15 protein-coding genes are annotated in these 22,551 nt (G+C 45.2%); 2 read left to right on the top strand and 13 right to left on the bottom strand.

Annotated features, from left to right (window positions below; all coding sequences use genetic code 11):
- Positions 1–63 precede the first annotated feature (63 nt).
- The 11 genes from NA59_RS10255 to NA59_RS10205 all read right to left on the bottom strand — a co-directional run bounded on the left by NA59_RS10255 (position 64) and on the right by NA59_RS10205 (position 15,623).
- Positions 64–825: a motility protein A gene (locus NA59_RS10255; protein WP_044411974.1), complete on the bottom strand. Its 762-nt coding sequence runs from the start codon at positions 823–825 to the stop codon at positions 64–66.
- Between the two features lie 915 nt (positions 826–1,740).
- Positions 1,741–2,718, bottom strand: a complete 978-nt coding sequence (locus tag NA59_RS10250; RefSeq protein WP_044411971.1) for a glycosyl transferase family protein — start codon at positions 2,716–2,718, stop codon at positions 1,741–1,743.
- On the bottom strand, positions 2,711–4,135 hold the full coding sequence (gene cysG / locus NA59_RS10245; protein ID WP_044411967.1) for a siroheme synthase CysG: 1,425 nt from the start codon (positions 4,133–4,135) through the stop codon (positions 2,711–2,713). The genes NA59_RS10250 and cysG overlap by 8 nt, the downstream gene beginning before the upstream one ends.
- Position 4,136: 1 nt before the next feature.
- Positions 4,137–6,836, bottom strand: a complete 2,700-nt coding sequence (locus tag NA59_RS10240; protein ID WP_044411964.1) for a nitrate reductase — start codon at positions 6,834–6,836, stop codon at positions 4,137–4,139.
- Positions 6,818–7,153 carry a nitrite reductase small subunit NirD gene (nirD, locus tag NA59_RS10235; protein ID WP_044411962.1) on the bottom strand — a complete coding sequence of 112 codons (336 nt, stop codon included), beginning with the start codon at positions 7,151–7,153 and terminating at the stop codon, positions 6,818–6,820. The genes NA59_RS10240 and nirD overlap by 19 nt, the downstream gene beginning before the upstream one ends.
- 9 nt (positions 7,154–7,162) lie before the next feature.
- Positions 7,163–9,694, bottom strand: a complete 2,532-nt coding sequence (gene nirB, locus NA59_RS10230) for a nitrite reductase large subunit NirB (protein ID WP_044411959.1) — start codon at positions 9,692–9,694, stop codon at positions 7,163–7,165.
- A complete protein-coding gene (locus tag NA59_RS10225; protein WP_232504075.1) occupies positions 9,691–10,926 on the bottom strand; it encodes an NAD(P)/FAD-dependent oxidoreductase in 1,236 nt (411 codons plus the stop codon). Before NA59_RS10225 ends, nirB begins: the two co-directional genes overlap by 4 nt.
- Positions 10,923–11,711 (bottom strand): ABC transporter ATP-binding protein, encoded by a 789-nt coding sequence (locus NA59_RS10220; RefSeq protein ID WP_044411956.1) that lies wholly within the window; start codon positions 11,709–11,711, stop codon positions 10,923–10,925. The genes NA59_RS10225 and NA59_RS10220 overlap by 4 nt, the downstream gene beginning before the upstream one ends.
- Positions 11,712–11,728: 17 nt before the next feature.
- The gene (locus NA59_RS10215) at positions 11,729–12,721 is read right to left on the bottom strand and encodes an ABC transporter permease (RefSeq protein WP_052501610.1); all 993 of its coding nucleotides are present in this window, start codon (positions 12,719–12,721) and stop codon (positions 11,729–11,731) included.
- 38 nt (positions 12,722–12,759) lie between these two features.
- The gene (locus NA59_RS10210; RefSeq protein ID WP_044411994.1) at positions 12,760–14,157 is read right to left on the bottom strand and encodes a CmpA/NrtA family ABC transporter substrate-binding protein; all 1,398 of its coding nucleotides are present in this window, start codon (positions 14,155–14,157) and stop codon (positions 12,760–12,762) included.
- 275 nt (positions 14,158–14,432) lie between these two features.
- On the bottom strand, positions 14,433–15,623 hold the full coding sequence (locus NA59_RS10205) for a nitrate- and nitrite sensing domain-containing protein (RefSeq protein WP_044411953.1): 1,191 nt from the start codon (positions 15,621–15,623) through the stop codon (positions 14,433–14,435).
- Between the two features lie 492 nt (positions 15,624–16,115).
- Between NA59_RS10205 and NA59_RS10200 the strand changes: the two genes are divergently transcribed.
- Both NA59_RS10200 and NA59_RS10195 read left to right on the top strand, forming a co-directional pair.
- On the top strand, positions 16,116–17,306 hold the full coding sequence (locus tag NA59_RS10200; protein ID WP_044411950.1) for a sensor domain-containing phosphodiesterase: 1,191 nt from the start codon (positions 16,116–16,118) through the stop codon (positions 17,304–17,306).
- Between the two features lie 47 nt (positions 17,307–17,353).
- Positions 17,354–19,360 carry a cache domain-containing protein gene (locus NA59_RS10195; protein WP_044411947.1) on the top strand — a complete coding sequence of 669 codons (2,007 nt, stop codon included), beginning with the start codon at positions 17,354–17,356 and terminating at the stop codon, positions 19,358–19,360.
- Between the two features lie 173 nt (positions 19,361–19,533).
- On the opposite strand, the gene NA59_RS10190 is transcribed toward NA59_RS10195, so the two are convergent.
- Together NA59_RS10190 and NA59_RS10185 are read right to left on the bottom strand one after the other, a co-directional pair.
- On the bottom strand, positions 19,534–21,738 hold the full coding sequence (locus NA59_RS10190; RefSeq protein WP_052501609.1) for a methyl-accepting chemotaxis protein: 2,205 nt from the start codon (positions 21,736–21,738) through the stop codon (positions 19,534–19,536).
- A 348-nt stretch (positions 21,739–22,086) separates the two neighbouring features.
- Positions 22,087–22,551: transposase (locus NA59_RS10185; protein ID WP_044411944.1), on the bottom strand; the 465-nt coding region annotated here is incomplete at its 5' end.

Raw genomic sequence — 22,551 nt, 5'->3', positions numbered from 1 at the left:
GGTTTTGAATAACGCGATAGTGCGTTCCAGCAACCCTTGTATTTAACTTTAAATATCTGTAGTTCAAAAAGCCTGAGCAATCTTATAAAAGTCATGGGTGAGGTAAGGTTTAACTGTTTCACGCATCACCATCGGCGATCCGCCGTTTTTAAGATACATTAAACAAATCGAGATCAATTCTCGCTCATGCACCGTGACCGCCTGCCAAGAGGCGATTCTAGCTGCCATCGGAATAAACGCAGCATTGGCAATAATCGCACCATACAATGTTGTCAACAAAGCAACTGCCAACGATGGGCCAATGGTGGAAACATCATTAAGGTTACCTAACATTAATATCAAACCAATAACGGTACCAATCATCCCAAACGCAGGCGCCGCATCTGCCATCGCATCAAACACGCCTTTTCCACGTTGCGCCTGATTTATAATATTTTGAATTTGATCCGCAAGATAACGCTCAAGGGTTTCGGCATTCGGCGTTGCCAACATAAAAGCAAGGCCATCATCATAAAAGTCATTGCCCGAGGATTGGCCTTCAATCGATAGCAGGCCTTCTTTACGCGTCTTTTTCAGGAATTCTTCGGTTATATTTACCAACTCATTCAAGTCGGACGAATCTTTACGGCTTTTTGAGGCTAGCATCGCGGTTTTAAAACCTTTAGCTAAATCTTTCGGCGTAAACTTAGCCAAGGTTGCACCAGCTGTACCCCCAATAACGATTAAAAACGAGGGCCCATCAAAAAAAGCGCCCAATCCACCGCCTATCAACATAGCCAAAACAATAAATACAAACGTGAGAGTAATCCCAATAAACATAAACATAATTAATCAACCCTTTACAAAGAATAAAAGCAAATGTATTAATTTGTTATTATGCACCTACAGATTTTTGCACAAAAAATATATTATGCTTTTAATATATTTATTAAAGACAGTCTCTTAGTGATTAAATTACACGCTAACCACAGACATTAAAATTACATTAACTATGCATTACGCCAATTATGATATTTAATGAACACATGACACCAATAGAGAAATAAATCATTTAGGACAGAATGCCATTACTTAAAGACCAAAACAAAACAAAACAAATAAAGTATTTATCGAGCCATAAGCTACTTCATAAAAAATTAAATTTGAACATGTTGGTTTCATTAATTCTTAAAGGACTTATATAATCTAATAATTCATTTTAACTACAAACATACGTCAGATAAATTTTACAATGGTGCACTATGAACCATCTTGATTCAATTCTTTCAATTAAATCCACAGCATAATAATTACTACGAACACGCGACCAGAAAGAATTTAATTGATTTAAAGAAAAATATTGTAACTTAAATTCGTTTTACATTTATTCTATCTTTATATCAAAATATATCAATTAAACTTATTTACAAATTAGATTGAGTCCATAACTGAATAAAATATAATGATCAGGCGTAGGTTATGCTGCGTTGATGTCGAATGCTATTTTGAACAATTAGAAATTTACCCGCACATGGTGTAATCGCTATCAAGCTCTTGCGTCGGAATGCATTCACAATATTAAACTTAACGCCTAGTCTTTGGGTCAATAATCGCCGGTTAATGCCAGTATCCATTCCTACAGAGGACACTGGGAACGAGCAAAATGATTTATAACCTTTAATTTGATCAACGCAAATTATAAAAATGTGCCACAAGCTAGCTTGAAGGTTGAATTGGCGTTGCATGTCAAGCTACAGGAAACTAGTCATGACGTTGGGTCCAGGCCTGTTTAATGGTTGATACAGCGGCCGAATATTCAATCGAAAGCAAGCCCATTAACGCCACCGCTGCTGTAGCGATCACCGCCGCTTCGCCATAGTTATCTTCTTGACCACCTTGCCATAATCCAAGAATATCCTCCAAGTCCCAACTGTTGGGGCGCTCTTGACGATCAATCAGACCGTTTAACTTCTGCTCTGATTGCTGACCTTGATGCAAACAATAGAGCGTAGTTAATGCATCAGGTCGCATTTCCGCTTCACCGCCTTCGCCCTTAAACACGAGATTGCACGGATACCCCATGGCCTGTGCGGTTTGCAGGTGCAACTGTTCTACGCCCTTGTGGAATATGCCCTGAACGGTCATCGGCGCATTGAGCGGGTTTAAGAGTTTAACCGCGGTGTTAAAAACGGTTCTCACGCCAATTTCTTCTTTTAAATGCAAAATCCTGCGCAAGGGTTCAGCAAACTGGGTTAAGGGTAAATAAACCAATTGGGGTTTAGCCAAGATCTCACGCGCTTGTTCAACCGAATCGGCAATCGGCACACCTAGCTCGGCTAAGAAGCTCTCGGCATAATACCGATGTTCAAACTGCCCTTGATCACCATGCAGTAAAACACCATAACCCATGTGCGCGAGCAGTTTTAAGCTCAATAAATAATAAGGCGGGTAGCGCCATTTACCGGCATAAGCCGCCCAATCCAAATGCAAACCACTTGGGCAGATCTGGTTATCTAAACTAAAAGACTGGCGAGCGCCTTGAACAAAACCAATCAACTCATCCGGTGTTTCACCATTCGCACGCATTAGTAACAAAAACGCCCCTAATTGTTTATCCGTGACCTCGCCTGCCAGAATCATCGCCAACGCCTGCTCGGCTTCGGCTTGCGTTAAGGCTCGGCGGGTTTTGGGGCCTTTACCCAAAATACGCAAAAACTCGGCAAAAGGATGATCAGCCATAGCGCACCGCCTGTTGAGATGCGTCTGTTCGCATCACATTATTTGCCCAATCAATACACACGCTCGGTTCAACACACTGCACCACTCGCCCAATTATCATTAAAGCTGGGGCTTGGATGCCTGCTAAAGCGACTTGTTTGGTCGCTTGTTGTAAATCGGTTACCAACACCCGTTGATTAGCGCGTGTTCCGTTTTCGATCACCGCCATCGGTGTATTAGGATTCATACCATGTTCAATTAACTGGCGCGTGATGATCTCAATGTTACTCAACCCCATATAAATCACCAAGGTTTGATTAGGGTCAACTAAGCAGTTCCAATCCAAATCCACGATACCTTGACGCGTATGACCGGTAACAAACTTGACCGATTGCGCAAACTCACGATGGGTCAAGGGAATACCGGTTGAAGCGGCAATGCCAGAGGCCGATGAAATCCCTGGCACCACCGTACAAGCCACACCCTGCTCACGCAACAAGGCTTGTTCTTCGGCACCCCGGCCAAAAATAGTGGGGTCGCCCCCCTTTAAGCGAATCACCTTTTTGCCTTGCTTCGCCAAATCCACCAGCAACTGATTAATTTGCTCTTGCGGCAAGGTGTGATTCGACATAGCCTTGCCGACATAGATACGTTCGGCTTCACGCCGCGTTAAGTTGATAATATCCTCCGACACCAAACGGTCATACACAATCACATCAGCGGTTTGCAAAATTCGCAGGGCTTTAATGGTTAACAAATCAGGGTCGCCGGGCCCCGCGCCAACCAAAAACACTTCACCGGTTGGCGTGGCATGCCCTGCAAAGGCTTGGGCGCAAATCTGTCTAGCCTCATCCCAACGGCCTTCTAAGGCGGTTTGATAAAATGCACTGTTTAATAGATTTTGCCAAAAATGCTTGCGCTCCTCTTCCTCAATCAGCGGATTGTATTGCTGACGTAATTGGCGCAGTAATAGCGCCACTTCACCCAATCGCGTTGGTAAGGCTTGCTCTAATTGCACCCGCAAGTGCCGTGCAAACGTGGGTGAACGCCCGCCCGTAGACACCGCCACCGTAATCGGGCCGCGTTGTAAAATACTGGGCAGAATGTAATCGCACAACTCGGTTTGGTCGGCGATATTCACCGCGATGCCTAGCTCGGTAGTGGCGGCGTACACCGCTTCATTGACCGCTTGATCATCGGTGGCGGCTAATACTAACTTCGCACCAACCAGTAAACTAGGTTCAAAAACGCAAGGCTGCCAGCTCACCAGGCCTGCTTGATGCATCCGTGCCATTTCGCCCTTTAGTTCGGGTGAGATGATTTCAACCTTGGCACCCGATTGGATAAATAAATCCGACTTGCGCGCGGCAATCGTACCGCCACCAATCACACAGACTTTTTCGCCTTTTAAACGCATAAATATCGGTAAATAATCCATCTCAGCCTCCTTGGGCGATCAACGCTTTTAATTCTGGAATACACGAGCCACAGTTAGTCCCCGCGCAGGTTTTTTCACCCAGCGCGTCCACCGACTGAACGCCTTGTTTAATCAATGATTGCAAGGTTTTCTCACCCACCTGAAAACAACTGCAAATCATCGCACCGACATCGGGTTGGTCTATCGCCATTCCCGTTAGCAAACCATAGCGTTCAGCCGTTGTCAGACTCTCACGTTTAAACAAGCTACTCACCCAGTCCAATGGCGCTTGTAACAGGCTATTGGGTGCGACAAACAACACCGCTTGCAGTTGATTTTCGCTATTAAACCACGCAAAACGATAGACATCGGCTTGGTCATCGTCATAACGCAAACTGGGTTGTTCTGTCCAGCCTGCCTGTTGCTGCCAAGCTGAGAATTCAAAGACATGGGCTCCCGCCAAATGCCAAAGCTGGCAAACCGATTGCTGTACGTTGACCCAATAATCGTCAGCCGCTTGCCAATCGCTATCTCGCGTCCAAAACGCCGCCCGATAGCGAGCAGACCAAGGCCCAACATTGACTACCGCATGTTTAGATTCTGGTTGCCCAGACAAAGGATCAGTATGAGAGGGAATAAGAGCATCAATCCGTCCGTGGCTGGCATAAACGCCGGTCCAATGCATCGGTGCAAACACCTGCCCCCTAACCAGACCTGCATCCTGTTCAACTGGCATAATCACCTGACCCAGTCGTGACTGCACCCAGGCCAAATCATCCTGAGATAATCCAATCTGCTTGGCATCGTCAGGATGCATACTCAAACGCGGTTGATCCCGATGTTGCAATAAACGCTCGGTTTTAGCCGTGCGCGTCATGCTGTGCCATTGATCCCGATAGCGTCCGGTATTCAATACAAACGGATAATCAACCGACGGGGATTCTTTCGGCAACTGCGGTGTGATAGCGATGAATTTGGCGCGTCGATTGGCGGTGAAAAACTGGCCATCAGCGAACATACGAGTTTGCCCGTTTGGATAGTGCCGATTAATCGGCCATTGAATGGGTTTAAGCGCCTGATAAGCCTGCTCAGTCAGTGATTGCAAGCCCGATAAATCAAAGTCACGACGACTCAACACGCCATCGTTTTCAAACGCCGATAACGCGACATGTTCTTTAAAAATATCAAAGGGCGAGGCATAGTTAAACGCCTGTTCAAAGCCCATTTTCTGCGCCACCTGACCAATCCACCACCAATCAGGCTTGGCTTGACCGGGGGCGGGTAAAAATGCGCGCTGGCGTGAAATCGTGCGATCAGAATTGGTCACCGTGCCGTCTTTTTCACCCCAAGCGGCGGCGGGCAACAGGATATCCGCACAACGTGTGGTATCGGTATCCGCCACCGCATCAGACACCACCACGCAATCACACTTTTCTAATGCGCGTCTTACAAAATCGGCATCCGGCATCGACACCACCGGATTAGTATGCATAATCCAAATAGCTTTTATTTTTCCTGAGTCCACGGCTTGAAACAGTTCAACCGCTTTCAGCCCATTTTGCTGCGCCATATTCGGGGCTTGCCAAAATCTCGCCACACGCTCAATCGCTGCAGGATCATTAAAATCCATGTGCGCGGCCATCTGGTTTGCCAAGCCACCGACTTCTCGCCCACCCATTGCATTCGGTTGGCCGGTAATCGAAAATGGACCCGCGCCAGCTTTGCCAATCCGTCCGGTTGCTAAATGCACATTAATAATCGCATTGGATTTGTCCACCCCCGATGTCGATTGGTTCACGCCTTGAGAATAAAAACTCACCGTGCGTGGCGTGTGTGCAAACCAAGCAAAAAATGTCTCTAAATCCATCTCATTGACACCGCACGTTAGCGCAAGCTCAGTTAGACTTTCGCCTTTTGTTTTACGCGCTTGGGCTAGGGCCTGCTCAAACCCTTCGGTGTGCTGTTCGACAAACTCGTGATCAATTACATTATGATCAGCAAGATAAGCCAGCAAACCATTAAATAACAGGGCATCTGCACCAGGCTTAATCGCTAGATGCAAATCCGCCAGATCACAGGTGGCTGTTCGCCGAGGATCAATCACCACCACTTTTTTGTTCGGGTTTTCGCGTTTGGCCTGTGCCATTTTTTGATACAAAATTGGATGCGCCCAAGCCGCATTCGACCCGACCAACACCAATAAATCCGCCTGCGCCAAATCTTGATAACTGCACGGCACCGCATCAGCACCCAACGCGCGTTTATACCCCACCACTGCCGAAGCCATACACAGCCTCGAATTGGTATCAATGTTCGCGGTGCCGATAAAACCTTTAATCAACTTATTGGCGACATAATAATCTTCGGTGAGCAATTGACCTGATACATAAAACGCTAGCGCATCGGGTCCATGTTCAGCAATCACCTGGTTAAAACGCTGAGCAATATCTGAGCAGGCCTGCTCATTTGATACACTAACACCCCCAACCCTAGCTTCAACTAAACGTCCCTCCAAGCTCAAGGTTTCATGTAAAGCACTGCCTTTGACACAGAGTTTACCCTGATTGGCAGGGTGGTCTTGATCACCCCGACACAACCAGGCCTGGTTGTCAGGCTGCATCTCCACGCCACAACCCACGCCGCAATATGGACAGGTTGTTTTAACGGGGTTGGGTAGCAAGCATGGGGCTAACAAGGATGGGGTTAGCAAGTCGCGACCCATACCGCCTCCTCGCCTGACTCACCGCGAAGTTCAACCGGATAAACCGCTAGTTTTACTTCTGCGTTTTCTAAACACTCACCGCTCACCAAATCATAATGTTCTTTGTATAAGGGAGAAGCCACGACCAATCGCCCTTTGATACTTCCAACAATGCCACGCGACATCACACTGGCATGGCCAATCGGATCAAAATTATCTAACGCATAGACTTGGCCTTTAATCAGAAACAGCGCAATCGGCGTGGCGTCCAGTAATGCGGGAATACCGGCATTCTCGATTAAATCCGAAAGTTGACATACTTTTTTAAAATCTGACATGATCCGCTCCTAAACCAGTTCTAATGCAATCGATTCAAGACGCTCTTGGGCGTTAGCGGGACGCAACTGTCCACGTTCACGCACATAAACTTGGTTCGGATCACGCTGATCTGCGTTGACAAAGTTATAGAACAACTTGGTTTTTTCTGTGTCTTCGACGGCACGCTTCCAATCGCACTCATAACTGCCAATGAGCGCCTGCATTTGCTGTTCGAGCTGTTCACCAATCCCTAACGAATCGTCAATCACCACCTGACGCAAATAATCAAGCCCGCCTTCTAGGTTTTCCAACCAGGTTGAGGTACGCTGAAGGCGATCAGCGGTTTGGATATAAAACATAATAAAACGGTCGATATATTTGAACAGGGTTTCACGGTCTAACCCCACCGCGAATAAATCCGCATGGCGCGGTTTCATGCCACCATTGCCACAAACAAACAGATTCCAGCCATTTTCGGTCGAAATCACGCCGACATCCTTGGCTTGCGCCTCGGCACATTCACGGGTACAACCCGACACGCCCATTTTCATCTTATGCGGCGAACGCACGCCCTTATAGCGATTTTCTAAATCAATCGCCAGCTTCACCGAATCATCAATGCCATAACGACACCAGGTTGAACCGACACAAGACTTAACCGTGCGCAAGGCTTTGGCATAGGCTTGGCCTGATTCAAAACCACCCTCAATCAAACGCGACCAAATAACCGGTAAATCGCTTAGCTGCGCGCCAAACAACACAATCCGCTGACCGCCATTAATTTTGGTGTACAGCTGATAATCCTTGGCCACCTCACCTAATAAAATCAGCTTATCCGGTGTAATCTCACCACCTGGCACCCGTGGAATCACCGAATAGGAGCCATCTTTTTGCATATTACCGAGATAACGATCATTGGTGTCTTGCAATGGAATATTTTTCTTGTCAAACGCATAGGCATTCCATACCGAGCCTAAAATCGAGGCCACCGTCGGTTTGCAAATCTCACAGCCATCGCCTTCGCCATGGGCCGCAAGTAATTCATCAAAAGTTTGATAACCATTCACGCGCACCAAGTGATAGAGCTCTTGGCGGGTATAGGGAAAATGCTCGCAAATCGCTTTTGATACCGCGACACCGCGTTTCTCAAGTTCATTATTGACCACACTCGTGACCAACTGCGTACAGCCACCACAGCCTGTGCAGGCCTGGGTACAGGCTTTTATATCCGCTAAACAACTCGCCCCGCCATCCAATGCCGCAATCACATCGGCCTTCGACACGTCATAACACGAACACAGTTGTGCGCTCATTGGCAAGGCATCTGGCCCCATACCGACCTTCTCGCCCAAAAAAGAGGGTAAAATTAACTGCTCTGGATGCTCAGGTAACACCATATCATTGAGTTTTAACTGCAAGAGATTGCCATAATCCTCACTATCGCCGACTAATACTGCGCCGAGTAGTTTTTGACCATCCGGTGATACCACCAGTTTTTTATAAATCTCTTTTGGACCATTTTCATAAATATAAGACTTGGCCGCCTCATCACTGCCATGCGGATCACCAATAGACGCCACTTCAATGCCCAAGAGTTTTAACTTGGTGGACATATCTGCGCCTAAAAACTGAGCCGGTTTGTGGTTTAGCTGGTCCACCACCGCCTGCGCCATCGCATAACCGGGTGCGACTAGGCCATAAATCATGCCGCCATGCAAGGCACATTCGCCAATCGCATAAATATGCGGATCAGAGGTTAGACATTGATCATTAATCACAATGCCGCCGCGCGGACCTTTTTCCAGTCCCGCCACATCCGCCAACTCATCACGCGGGCGGATGCCGGCTGAAAACAAAATAAAATCGGTTTCTAAGGTTTCGCCATCAGCAAACACCAAACGATGACGTGCCTGCACACCATCCTCAATCCGCTGCGTGGCTTTAGCTGTATGCACGCCTACACCTAATTGGATGATTTTGCGCTTAAGCATCGCCGCACCGCCCTCATCTAATTGCACCGGCATTAAACGTGGCGCAAACTCAACCACATGACTTTCTAAACCTAAATCGACCAAGGCTTTAGCCGCTTCCAAACCCAACAAACCGCCCCCAATCACCACGCCGATTTTGGAGGTTTGTGCCGACGACCTCATCGCCTCTAAATCCTCAATCGTGCGATACACCAAACAAGCTTCGCGATCATTCCCCGGAATCGGCGGCACAAATGGATAAGAACCGGTGGCTAGAACCAGCACATCGTATTTTTCAACCAAACTTGCTTGGGTGGTCACGGTTTTAGCCTGCTTATCAATCGACACCACTTTTTCATTTAGGCGGATATCTATGGCATGTTCAGCATAAAAACCCACAGGAACCAGCGATAAATCCTCGGCGGTTTTGCCAGAGAAATAGGAGGACAAATGCACCCGGTCATACGCCACGCGCGATTCTTCGCCAAACACGGTGATCTGAAAACGATCAAAACCCGCAGACTTAACCAAGCGCTCCAAAAAGGCATGGCCGACCATCCCATTGCCTACTACCACTAATTTTGTTTTCATGCTGCGATCCTCTCAAAGTACGCTTGGCCAAATAACAAGGCGCTGCGCTGTTGTTCTGAAATCGGTGTTTGCTGTTGATGGAGTTCGAATAACCAATTCGCATCCTGCGTATTACCGAGCAAAATCGCACTGGCAATACGCCCCTCGACCAACACCAGCTTGCGATAAATACCCTGAGTCGGGTCTTGAAACACCAAATGATCGCCTTGTTGATTCGGCTCGCCAAACGAAAACACCTCCACACCGGACACTTTTAAGCGCGTGGCATTGGCTTGGTGAACAAAAGGCGGGTTCTGAAGACCACATAGCGTCTTGGCTAACACACTCGCTTGGCGATAAATGGGGGCAACAAGGCCAAAGGTTTGATGCTCAAACTCACAACATTCGCCCAAGGCAAATACCTGCTTAGCAGATGTTTGCATCCAACCATCGACCCAAATGCCGCGATTAACAACCAGGCCTGCTTGTTTCGCAAGTGTCGTGTTGGGCGCAATGCCCACCGCCATAACAACTGCTTTCGCTTCAATCACTTCGCCCCTATTGAGACGAACGGCTGTAACCTGTTGGGCACCTTGTATCTCATCCAACTGACGGTTGAGCACAAAGTTAATCCCTTGCTTCTGCAAGGATTTTTGTAATTGTTGACCCGCATTAAAATCGAGTTGCTGACTTAAAATACGGTCTGAGCGATGTACGACCGTGACCTGATGCCCTTGCATAGCCAACCCGTAGGCGGCCTCTAATCCCAGTAGACCGGCACCAATAACTATCACGGGGCGTCTGTCACTAGAGTCAAGTTGCTGCAAAGTCGCCGCATCAGAGCCATCACGGAAACAATGCACCTCCGCCAAATCCACCCCCGCTATCGCTAGCCGCTGCGCTTGTGAACCGGTGGCGATAACACACTGGTCATAATCCAGAACCTCACCATCGTGGGTGGTCAGGCAACAGGATTGGGTATCCAAGCTCACCACCTTGCAACCAAAACGTACCTTAATGCCCTGCTGATCAAACCAGACCTGGTTGTGACTGGTGATGTTATCCAGTGTTTTTTCACCACTTAATAGATAAGACAGCATAATTCGGTTATAGCCCGCCGTTGATTCGCCACTCAAGACCTCAATGGCATAATGCTGGGTGGCTTGGCTCTTAACCAACTCATCCAACAAACGCATGCTGGCCATCCCCAGACCAATGATAAGCAGTTTGGGTTTCATCGTCTGAGCGCTCATAACTCAACCTTCGCCTGTTTTTCATACAAGAAACTGAGCACCTGTTGGCGATAATGGTTATAGGCCGCATCCTCGGTCAAGACCACTCGATTTCTAGGTCTTGGTAGATTGATTTCGGCTATTTCACCAATCGTCGCCCCAGGGCCATTGGTCATCATCACAATTCGATCAGACAGCAGTACCGCCTCATCGACGTCATGGGTGATCATAATCACGGTATTGTTCAGCTCATTTTGGATTTCCATTAAGGAGTCCTGTAAGTGGGCGCGTGTTAAGGCATCCAAGGCACCAAACGGCTCGTCCATCAACAAGACTTTCGGTTGCATAGACAGGGCACGTGCGATACCCACACGCTGCTTCATCCCGCCTGATAGCTCATCAGGGCGTTTATGCATTGCATGATCCATATGCACCAGTTTCAAATTGTGCTCAATCCAATCTTTAACTTCGGCTTTTGAGGCTTTTTTCATCACCTGCTTCACTGCCAACTCAACATTTTGATAGGCGGTTAGCCAAGGCAAAAGGGAATGATTTTGAAACACCACCGCACGCTCAGGTCCGGGTTGATCGACTTCTTTTCCTTCTAAAATTACCCCGCCTTTGGTGGCTTGGTATAGCCCCGCGACAATATTCAACACGGTGGATTTACCACAGCCAGAGTGACCAATTAACGAAATAAACTCACCCTGTTTAATTTTTAAATTAATGTTTTGAATCGCTACAAACGGCACGGTCGGGGTTGGGAAAGCAATCTCCACATCCGTTAATTCTAAATATGCGTCCATCTTTTGTTCTCCTAAAATTAACGAAGTACCGCTGACTTATCCCAAGACACGGTTTTTTGCAATAACAGCATCAACCTATCTAAGAAGAAACCAATTAAACCTATCACCAATACCGCCACCATAATCCGCGACATAGATTCTGAGCTGCCATTTTGGAATTGATCCCAAATAAATTTACCCAGGCCTGGTGATTGAGAGAGCATTTCGGCCGCAATCAACACCATCCATGCAATACCCAGCGAAATGCGCAAGCCCGTAAATATCATCGGAATCGCAGAAGGAATAAGGATTTTGGTGACATGGGTCCACGCATTCAGATTCAGCACCTTTGACACATTGAGTAAATCCTTACTGACCGTCGCCACCCCAACGGCGGTATTGATAATGGTTGACCAAATTGAACTTAACAACACGGTAATCGCCGAGACAATAAACGCGGTTTGAAACATTGGGCTTTCGCTGATATACAACGCACTCACCACCAGTGTGACCAGAGGCAACCAAGCCAAGGGAGAAACCGGTTTAAACAGCTGAATAATTGGGTTCACCGCACGATACAAACCATCTGACATACCGATTAAAATACCAATCGGAATCGCAATCAACGATCCAATCACAAACGCCGTAAACACCGTAAACAACGACGTTTTAATCTGGTCAAAAAACGTCGGTGCACCGGTATAGGGGCGAATAGTGGAGACAAAATCAGGGTCTTGCGCCATTCTGGCTTCATTTCTTGCTTGTTGACGTTCAAAAAACGCCTGCGCTTTTTCTTTTTCAGCTTGGTGCTCGTCCACCAAATTGGTGAACTGGTTATAAACCTCAACTGGACCGGGGAAATTACCCAGCGAGGTTTCAATATTTTTGGCCGCACCTGACCACACCATCATAAATACTAATAAACCCACGACAGGCAACCCAAGCTGTCTGAATATTAATGTGGCGTTATCTTTTGGGTTAACACCCTTCACCAAAGCCACATAAGGCTCTAAAAAAACAGGAAGTTTCATTTTCTAATCCTTTAGGGCAAGCGCACTTGCCCTGTGTGTTAAACCTTATCCGCGCCTTTTAACCCTATCTCAAACTGTTTGAGATAGTCGTTTGGCTTACGGCCGTCATAGGTCACACCGTCAATAAATTCATTGGTTGCCGGTTTAAAGCCAGTTTCTTTGCCAAAATCAACAAACTCGCTCGGTTTAAACTTACCTTCACGGACCAGTTCCTTGGCAGCGAGTTGATAGATATCTGGACGATAAACCTGCTGAGCGACCTGGTGATACCATTCATCCGACTTCGCTTCACTGATTTGACCCCATCGACGCATTTGGGTTAAAAACCAAATCGCATCAGAATAAAATGGGTAGGTCGCATGATTTCTAAAGAAAATATTGAAATCTGGTTCGGAACGCTGATCGCCTTTTTCATACTCAAAGGTACCGGTCATCGAATTCGCTATCACGGCTTCATCTGCGCCAACATAAATCGGTCTAGCCAAAATCTTCACGGCTTCTTTACGGTTTGCATTATTATTTTCATCCAACCAACGCGCGGCTTTTAACAAGGCTTTTACCATTCGAATCGTGGTATTAGGGTATTTATCATAGAAATCTTTGCGCATACCAAACACTTTTTCAGGGTTATTGCGCCAAATATTGTTGTTTGAAATCACCGGTACACCGATTCCTCTAAATACCGCCTGTTGGTTCCAAGGCTCACCCACACAATAGCCATGAATCGTGCCCGCATCCATCGTCGCCGGCATTTGTGGAGGGGGTGTTACCGACAACTGCGCTTGTGCCTGAATTAATCCACTGGTATCCCCGCGCTCAGGCGCATAAAATCCAGGATGAATGCCCGAAGCCGCCAACCAATAACGCAACTCATAGTTGTGAGTGGAAACGGGGAAAACCATCCCCATTTTGAAGGCTTCACCTTTAGCATTCATCTCATCAATCACCGGCTTTAAGGCCGAAGCACTGATTGGATGAATCGGTTTTCCAGCTTCATCCAACTTAACATAGGGGCGCATCCCCTCCCAAACACGGTTAGAAACCGTAATCGCATTACCATTCAAATCCATCGAAAAAGGGGTCATCAATTCAGCGTTATTACCATAACCAATCGTTGCCGCAATCGCTTGACCGGGTAACATATGCGCGCCATCCAGTGCGCCTGACACCACGCCATCCACCAACACACGCCAGTTGGCTTGCGCTTCTAACGTGACATACAGCCCTTCTTCTTCAAAATACCCCTTCTCATAAGCAATCGCTAAGGGCGCCATGTCCGTTAATTTGATAAATCCAAGTTTAATTTCTTCTTTTTCCGGCCAACCCACCTTGGCATGCGCCAGCGTTGAAAAACCCATCGTACCTGATGCGCCAATAACCCCTGCTATCGCCGCTTTTAATAAATTACGTCTCGAAATTTTGTTTTGCTCAGTCATTTCATTCACCTTTTTGAACCATAAAAAAAGGCGTCGCATCTCCCCTGACAGGTATCAGAGAAAATGGACGCCTTTGTCCGTAACAGTATGATAAGTATCAAGTCGGCACTGACTTAATTAAAAACATTAAAACAAATAACATGCCAAAAAATATAAAAAAATTATAACCACTTGATTATTAACTATTTAAAAAAATAAAAGCCTATAACAAAACCAGCATAATCTCCGCCAAACTGAACCTTAATGCACCATTTAATTTCACTAATGCACCAAAATTATAAAATTGTTTTAGCAATTTCAACCAATTTACGGCCTGACTTCATCGCTTGTGCCTGCAAAAACTGGTGCGCCTGCTCCTCACTCAAACCTTTAGCAAACATTAGCTTTGATTTTGCCTGCTCAATAAAGCGCCGATCCAACAAGGCCTGTTTAGCCAACACCAGTTCAGACTCCATTTCAGCCATTCGCTGTGATTGTGCCTGAAAGCGCTGCAACAATATCTTTGAAACCCCTTGCAACTTAACGACACTCTCACTTAACAAGGTTTTATCATCATTAAACAACTCCTCTAGCAGTGCCACCGAGCCCTTGCTTACTGGCTGGGTCTCCTGCAGCCGCCTTGCACTTACGACCTGCAATTGATCAATTAACTCATTTTCCAATTTCTGAAACCCATCAATCCGAATCGTCATCAACTCAAACCAAGCTTCAGCCTTATCAAAGTCCGCCCGCTTATGGAAAAAAAAGTTCTGACGCCATATTTCCAGCTCTTTGCGATAGGCTTGCGCTTTTAAATGCGCTAATTTTTTTAACTGCTCCTCAGTGGCAAAGCCTTTAAAAATAGAAAACGCGGTAGCCTGCTGCAAAACACGCGCCTCCAACCAAGGGCAAAGGGATTTTGCATTGCCTGTTGAACCCAAAATCGCCACACCAATGGCACGCTCCTGACCCGCCGCCTCCTTAGCCTGCATAAAATTAAACAAGGTTAACATGGCTTTTGCAATCTCGGCATCAGGCGCCTGCTCCGCCATTTCAAACACATAATTAAACACGCCATTAATCACATCACTAAATTGATAAATCGCCTCAACAGGCTGAATAGACAATTGATCAATTTTTTCTCGTAGCACGCCAATCTGCTCAAACTGCTGCAACAAACCAGCCAAACGCATATACACGCCATTCGTTAAACTATACCGCTGATCAAGCCAAAGGCTTAATACTTGCTTTAAGCTATTCACATCCTGAATATAGCTCGCGCGATAAACACTGATTTTTTCTTGATAACCCTTAGCGCCACCTGCCGTTAAATGCAACACACTCGCGCCACGCTCAAGTTGTAAATCATGCACCAACTTTTGAAGCAACCGAACCAACTCGGCGACTGAAAACAAAAATTCAAGCGACTGAACTTCAGACTCACGACTTAGGATCAACAGCTTGGCTATCTCTCGCTGAAAATTCATACCACCCCTTTAATCACCTATACAAACGAAACACGCTATTTAACCCGAATATTTCATAACTTCACGCGCCCTCGCTGGTCTATTGATTCCCCAGCACTTTTTTCTCAGTCGGCTGTATGAATAACTACAGCGCTCCTTCGAAAAAAGCACTGGAAAACCAATATCCTGCGCGATCATCACGCGAATTTATGAAATATCCGAGTTAAGCAAAAAACATGCAAATAATTTAAACATTAATCTATTCAGAATAAAAATTAAAAATTAAGCCTAATACCATAAACCAATAATTACAAACGACACAACAGCACTACAACAGTGCAAATTGCACCCATACCACTCGACACCCAACACCATTCAAAAGGAATTGAATAAAAAGCACCAAAAACCAAAAACCCGCCAGCACAACCCATTGAAATTAAAATTATTTATCCTAATGTACAATATAATTGCTATAGCTAGACCATTAACCAATAAAAAGGCTTTTTTCGACTCATGTATCAAATAAATTCACACTACCAGCCTATTGTCAGCTTAGCGCATAGACGCGTTGTAGGCTATGAAGCACTGCTACGTGCTCAAAAATCTGATGGACAACCCTGCTCACCCCTCGACGCATTTGCCGAAGCAGATCGTAAAGGATGTCTTGAAAAATTTGATCGCGGATGTTTAATCAGTCACATTAAAAAATATACAACAATTCAAAACGAAGATAAATGGCTTTTTGTTAACATCAATAGCGCCACCATCAACCCTGAAAATCTTCGCGCCAACCTAGTCAACCACCAGCTTAAAAAGCTCGGATTCTCGCCACACAACATTGTGCTTGAAATTTTAGAGGATGGTGCAAAAAGCACGCAACAACTTAAAACATTTGTCGACTACTACCGCAAACTTGGGTTTCTAATCGCGATTGATGACCTTGGAACCGGGCATTCTAATTTTGACCGCATTTGGGAACTTAAGCCTAACATCGTCAAACTTGACCGCTCGATGCTTGTAAACGCACGCAATGATAGCGCTAGACAACGCTGGCTAACACGCTGCATAGCTTTATTGCGCGAAACGGGTGCCATTATTTTAGTCGAAGGTGTCGAAACACAAGATGATGCACTATTAACCCTTGATGCCGATGCCGACCTAGCACAAGGCTATTTTTTCGCCAAACCCAACCCCACTGGCTGCCATGACCAGGCCTGGCTGTTAAACGAGCTGCACATGCTACATCATCGCAGTTTATATGACCAAACAGAGAGGCAACGCGGCCACACACACAAAAAACTGGCGATTAAGCATATGCTACTTGATGCATCTAAGGCTGTCGCCCAAGGAATCGAATTTCAACTCGCTACCAGTGAGCTTTTGCAACACTGTGCGGTAGAACGCATTTACCTACTCAACACCGAAGGTATTCAAACAATAGAAAGCCTAACACCTGAACACTCACAAACGCTTTCACCAAAAACCTATGCGCCACTCAGTCGTAGCGATGGTGCTCTCTGGGCCAGACGCGCCTACTTTAGGAACGCGATGGAGCATCCTGAACAAGTACAAATTTCCACACCCTATATAGGCCTACCTAATGCCAATTTAAACATTACCCTATCCAAAGCGATTTACCGCACCTTTTCAGGCGAAAAAAATGTGTTATGCGTTGACATTAACGCTCAATATTTAAATGAATGATAGAATATCAGGTTCAAAATCTATCAATATTGAGCCAGGAACGGGGAATGCAACAAAATACCAATCATAAAGCTTTTATAAACTACCTACCCAAGGTAAAAAACTACCTTGAACAACTTGAAGAACAAAACATGTGGTGGACAACGGTTGCCATGGTTGGAAAAATCAACAGTGAAGCCTTTCACCCACAACTGCTTGCGTCAATTGTTGAAACTCAAAAAGAGTTTCAACAATTGAGAGACATGATGATCGACTCGCTCATTAATCGTTACCTCAATCAAGCTCGTAGCGATATTAAAATTAAGACTCAAGTAACCATAGACTTAATTATAAGAAACCTGTTTGAACGAACAGCAGATGTTGGCTTTTTAGCCACTGATGATGACATCATCACGTTTATGAGCCAAGAAAACCCAACATCTGAACAGCAGCAGTTTATTGAACAACGTTTAGAGGAGTACGTGGCGAAATACAGCGTTTATGATGATATTGTTCTGGTAAAACCTAATGGTCAAATAGCGGCAAAACTTAATCAAAACAATACCTGCCTTCACTCAAATGACCCTGTGATTCGGGAAGCACTTAAAAACAATACCCCCTACCAAGAATTTTTGCGTTCCACAGATTTATTCCCTCAACATTCACGCAGCTTGGTCTATGCCAAAAGCATTGTTTTTAAACAAGGAGAACGGACTACAAATATCGGCGTTCTATGCCTAAGTTTTCAATTTGAACAAGAAATGGCCATGATTTTTGACAAGCTGAGCCTGAACTCACCAGACATCGAGCTTATGCTCTGCCACCAATCAGGTGAAGTATTGGCTAGCAGCACCCCTACTCACAATCTTATAAGTAGCGTTATTGATCATACAAATCTTACTGCTGAACCCATCAACCAAAATGATCAGTTTTGTTTTTTTGCCAAAACTAACGGTTACGAAGGATATACCGGACAGTCTTGGCTTGGACACGCCCGCCTTGTCAATCGCGCGGCCTTTAAAGAAAAAAAATTCAGCATTGAGAGCGAGTTTCACATTACACCCGACTCGCCGCTCTACCTGAAACAGTTAGAAAGAACCAACACCAAGGTCAGCACACTGTTATTAATTGTGATTCTCAACGGCAAGATTTCTTCCCTCAAACAAAATGTCGAGTATTTCTTACCCATTTTAGATAGATTTCAAGATATTAGCCAAAACATTTCTGCGATTTTTGAAGACTTCATCCATCATATTCATCAAGTACTAATTGAAACGATTAAAGATAAAGTAAGTTTTAGCGCCGCTCTAGCTGCCAACATTATGGACCGAAACCTCTACGAACGAGCAAATGATTGCCGTTGGTGGGCATTAAACTCAAGCTTTCAACAAATATTAAGCCATTACCACCAACACAATCAACTGACACAAGCACAACAAAACTCCCTTGAAAAAAGTTTGCAGTATATAAACAGTTTATACACCGTATACACCAACATCCTAATTTACAACCAAAACGGCGATATTTTGGCGATTTCAAATCCCAAAGAATCCGAACTCATCGGACAGCGCCTAAGTCAGGCTCAGGATGTGAAACGCTGTATTGCGCTTCAAAACACTCAAGATTATGTCGTATCCAATTTTGAGCCTACCCCTCTATACAACAATCGACCCACTTATATTTATCATGCTCCAATCAAAAACTGGCAAAACTCTACGAAAAATGTTGGCGGTATTGCATTGGTATTTGACAGCGAACCACAGTTTAACGCTATGCTAAAAGACAGCGAACCGACTTACCGTACCAGCATTATTCAAGAACAATCCTTCAACCTTATTGTTCACCCAAATGGTACGATTATTTCATCCACAAACGACCAATTATCGCCTGGTCAATCGCTAGCGCTTCCCAGTAAATTGTCCGATTCTAATCTTACTGGCACGGGGATAATTCCTTGGCTGCATAATAACAAAAAATATGTAGTCGGCTTCAGTGTCACCGCAGGATATCGCGAATATAAAAAAACAGATAGCTATGCCAACCCATTAATTAGTTTGAGCTTTACACCCATATAGCATTTCACTTACAGCATAGTTTTCAATATAGCGACAATTTATCATTACAAGGATTGCAATCTGTCAAGGGCACCTTCACACACAAGAACATAACAACTACTCTTTATTTCTTAGCGCATAAAAAAGCCCGGGCTTTATAACCCGGGCCATTTTTTTGATTAAAAATTTAACGCTTAGTTTATTCGATGAATAAGCTTAGGTTTTTGCGTTATTACTTTAAAGAAATCCAAATCTTGTTTAAGCTGGACAGCTTGATCTTTTAGACTCTCAGCTGCGGCGCTAGTTTGTTCAACATATGCGGCGTTCTGCTGGGTTATGCTGTCTATTTCATTAATTGCCGTCTCAACTTGTGAAATAGTATTGGATTGCTCGGTGCTAATTTGTGAAATCCGTTTGATACTACCGGACACCTCTATCATTGCCTGATCAACCCCTTTTAGTAGCTCTCCAGATTCAGCCGCCAACCTAGTTCCTTGATTAATTTGTGCCGTGCTGTTATCAATTAACTGTTTAATGTCTTTGGCGGCTTCAGCGGATTTTTGCGACAAGGCCCGAACTTCACCCGCGACCACGGCAAAACCACGACCATGTTCACCAGCACGAGCTGCCTCGACCGCTGCATTTAAGGCCAGCAGATTGGTCTGGAACGCGATGCCATCAATCAGACTAACAATTTCCGCTATTTTCTCACTCGATGCTTGAATTTTACGCATTGCTTCTATAGTTTGATTCATTGCTTCTGTAGACTTCACTACTTGATCTTGAACCTTCTCAGCCATTTGGGCTGTTTGCCCTCGGCGTTGTGACGATATTTTGAGTGCTTCACTCATTTGCCTAATAGAAGCAGAACTTTGCTCAGTCGCCGCTGCCTGTTCTTGTACCCGCTGGCTTAAATGTTCGGATGCACTATTAACCTCATCAGCCGCTGAGCTGACCATATTACTAGCTTGAGTCGCCCCACTAATGACCTCGACCAATTTATCAGCGTTTTGATTTATCGCATTACCAACTATAGCAAGCTGACCATGATACTGATGCTCAATGCGCTCAGACAAATCCCCTTGAGATTGAGCGAGGGTCAAACGCGTTATATCAACAACAGCTTGTGATAGGTTATGCATCGCTTGGTTAATACCGCTTTTCAATTCGGCTAACGCACCCTGTGCTTCTAGATCTATGCGCTGATCAAACTCCCCATGGTTAAGGGCATCCATTGAGGTTAAGATAGCACCAATGGTTTGATCAAGACTTGACATGGCACTACTCGCGTTATCGATCATTTGCTTATAATCCCCCTTTAGGTTCAAACTAGAACGATAGCTAAAGTTACCTGATTTTAATGCGTTCAAGGTGGCATTTAGCTCGACCATGGCTTGACTCATTTCATCCATTGAGAGATTAACCCCGTCTTTCATTGTGGCTAAATCACCCTTTAGATCTGATTCGATACGCTGATCAAACTGACCTTGAGCCATTGCACTCACAACTCGATTCGTCTCTGTTACCGCTTTATTCATATTTCCAAGCATTGTGCTGAACACCCGCCCCATGGTATCAATTTCATCACTTCTCTCAAACTGGATATGCGTTTCTAACCTGCCTGAACGATCGACCTGAATCATACTATCGGCTAAACGTTTAACACGTTGACGAATCGAAGCGGCGGTTAAAAGCATCAAAACAATAAATACCAGTGCGAGTAAAGCAAAACTAAAAGTAGTTTGTTTAACAGGTGTAGCAATGGCTTGTTCAAGACTCGCCAACGGAATACTAGCCGACAGAACACCGCGCACATCACCGATTTTCCAGTCGGTTTTAGGGGAGTCAGGGTGTGAATTATGACAAGCTACACAAGAAGCCTGACTCATTAAATCTGGCACAGCTAAGCGAAAAAAGGGTGAACCATTAATCGTTTCAACTTGAATATAGGGTTGATCGGGGTTTTTGGCGAGCTGAGCTAAAGCCTGTTTTTCAAACTCATCCAACTTTACTGCCCCTCTAAACTTAAAAGGCTGATCACTGAACAGTTTGACCTGACCTAAATCTCCCCCTTGCGCGGCACTCATTTCGCCCAGCGCTATCATCACATTAGCGGCGAGCGGTAGATTTGTCGGATGCGTTTTGTAGTTATGACTTAGTGCCAATCCGGCCTGGGTCGCCTTTGGTACGACTTCATCAACATAGAATGTGCGTGAGTTCTTCGCCATTGCGATCATGCTAAGCGCCGCATTTTCACCCGCTGCATGCAAAGCATCATTTTTTAATGCCTGCATACGGTCGAACGAAATAAGCGACCCAATAACAATTAAAAAACCCAAAGGCAACAGAATCTTGGAAAACAGGGATAAATCTAAATATCGATAATAAAGTGTTTTCATGGCTATATAACTCCTTAATAAGCTCATCACTTATTAAGCACTTACAATGCAAGGTTTTTATAGCCTTTACTATTCAATAAGTTAATAGACACATAAAACTGTCTAATCAACAAAGGTGCAACATATTCGTGCAATTTGATTCAGCATCAATCAGGTATTAAAAATTTGAGTTGACCCGCATGTTTCATAAATTCGCGTGATGATCGCGCAGGATATTGGTTTCCCAGTGCTTTTTTCGAAGGAGCGCTGTAGTTATTCATACAGACGACTGAGAAAAATGTGCTGGGGAATCAATAAACAAGCGAGGGCGCGTGAACTTTATGAAATATGCGGGTAAATAGAGTCCGCTCAAAAAATCAGCGAACAAAAAATCGGATAATTCGAACTCAGCGCCAATTTGTTTTTTTCATGCGCTAACTCTTTTTGGTGATGGCGTAATTCTGTGTTTTTGGATTCGATAGAAGCCATAAATAGCCTATAGGGCGAGAATAGCCCGCTGTTTTGGTAAAAATAGCGCCAAAAAAAGGCCTTCAACAGCACCAATAGGTTCATCACCAAGAAGATTGCGTTTATCCAAGCCACGCTGGTGTTGGCGCGCTTGGTTGGAACGCGGTTTAAACCATAGTATTGCTTGGCTTGACCGAATTTGCCTTCAATCGGAATGCGTTGTCGATAATCGGCTTGACGCTGTTGTTTTTGTTGTTTGTGCTCAAGTGGATCGAGCTTGGGTGGACGTCCTAAGGGTTTAGCACCAAAACGTATCCCCATCGCTTTGAGGGCGCGCCGGTTGTGTTGGCTGCCATAGGCGGGATC

Source organism: Thiomicrospira microaerophila (genome assembly GCF_000934765.1).
Taxonomy (GTDB): domain Bacteria; phylum Pseudomonadota; class Gammaproteobacteria; order Thiomicrospirales; family Thiomicrospiraceae; genus Thiomicrospira; species Thiomicrospira microaerophila.
The sequence above is the reverse complement of the archived record's forward strand: the minus strand, read 5'-3'. Positions and strand labels throughout refer to the sequence as shown.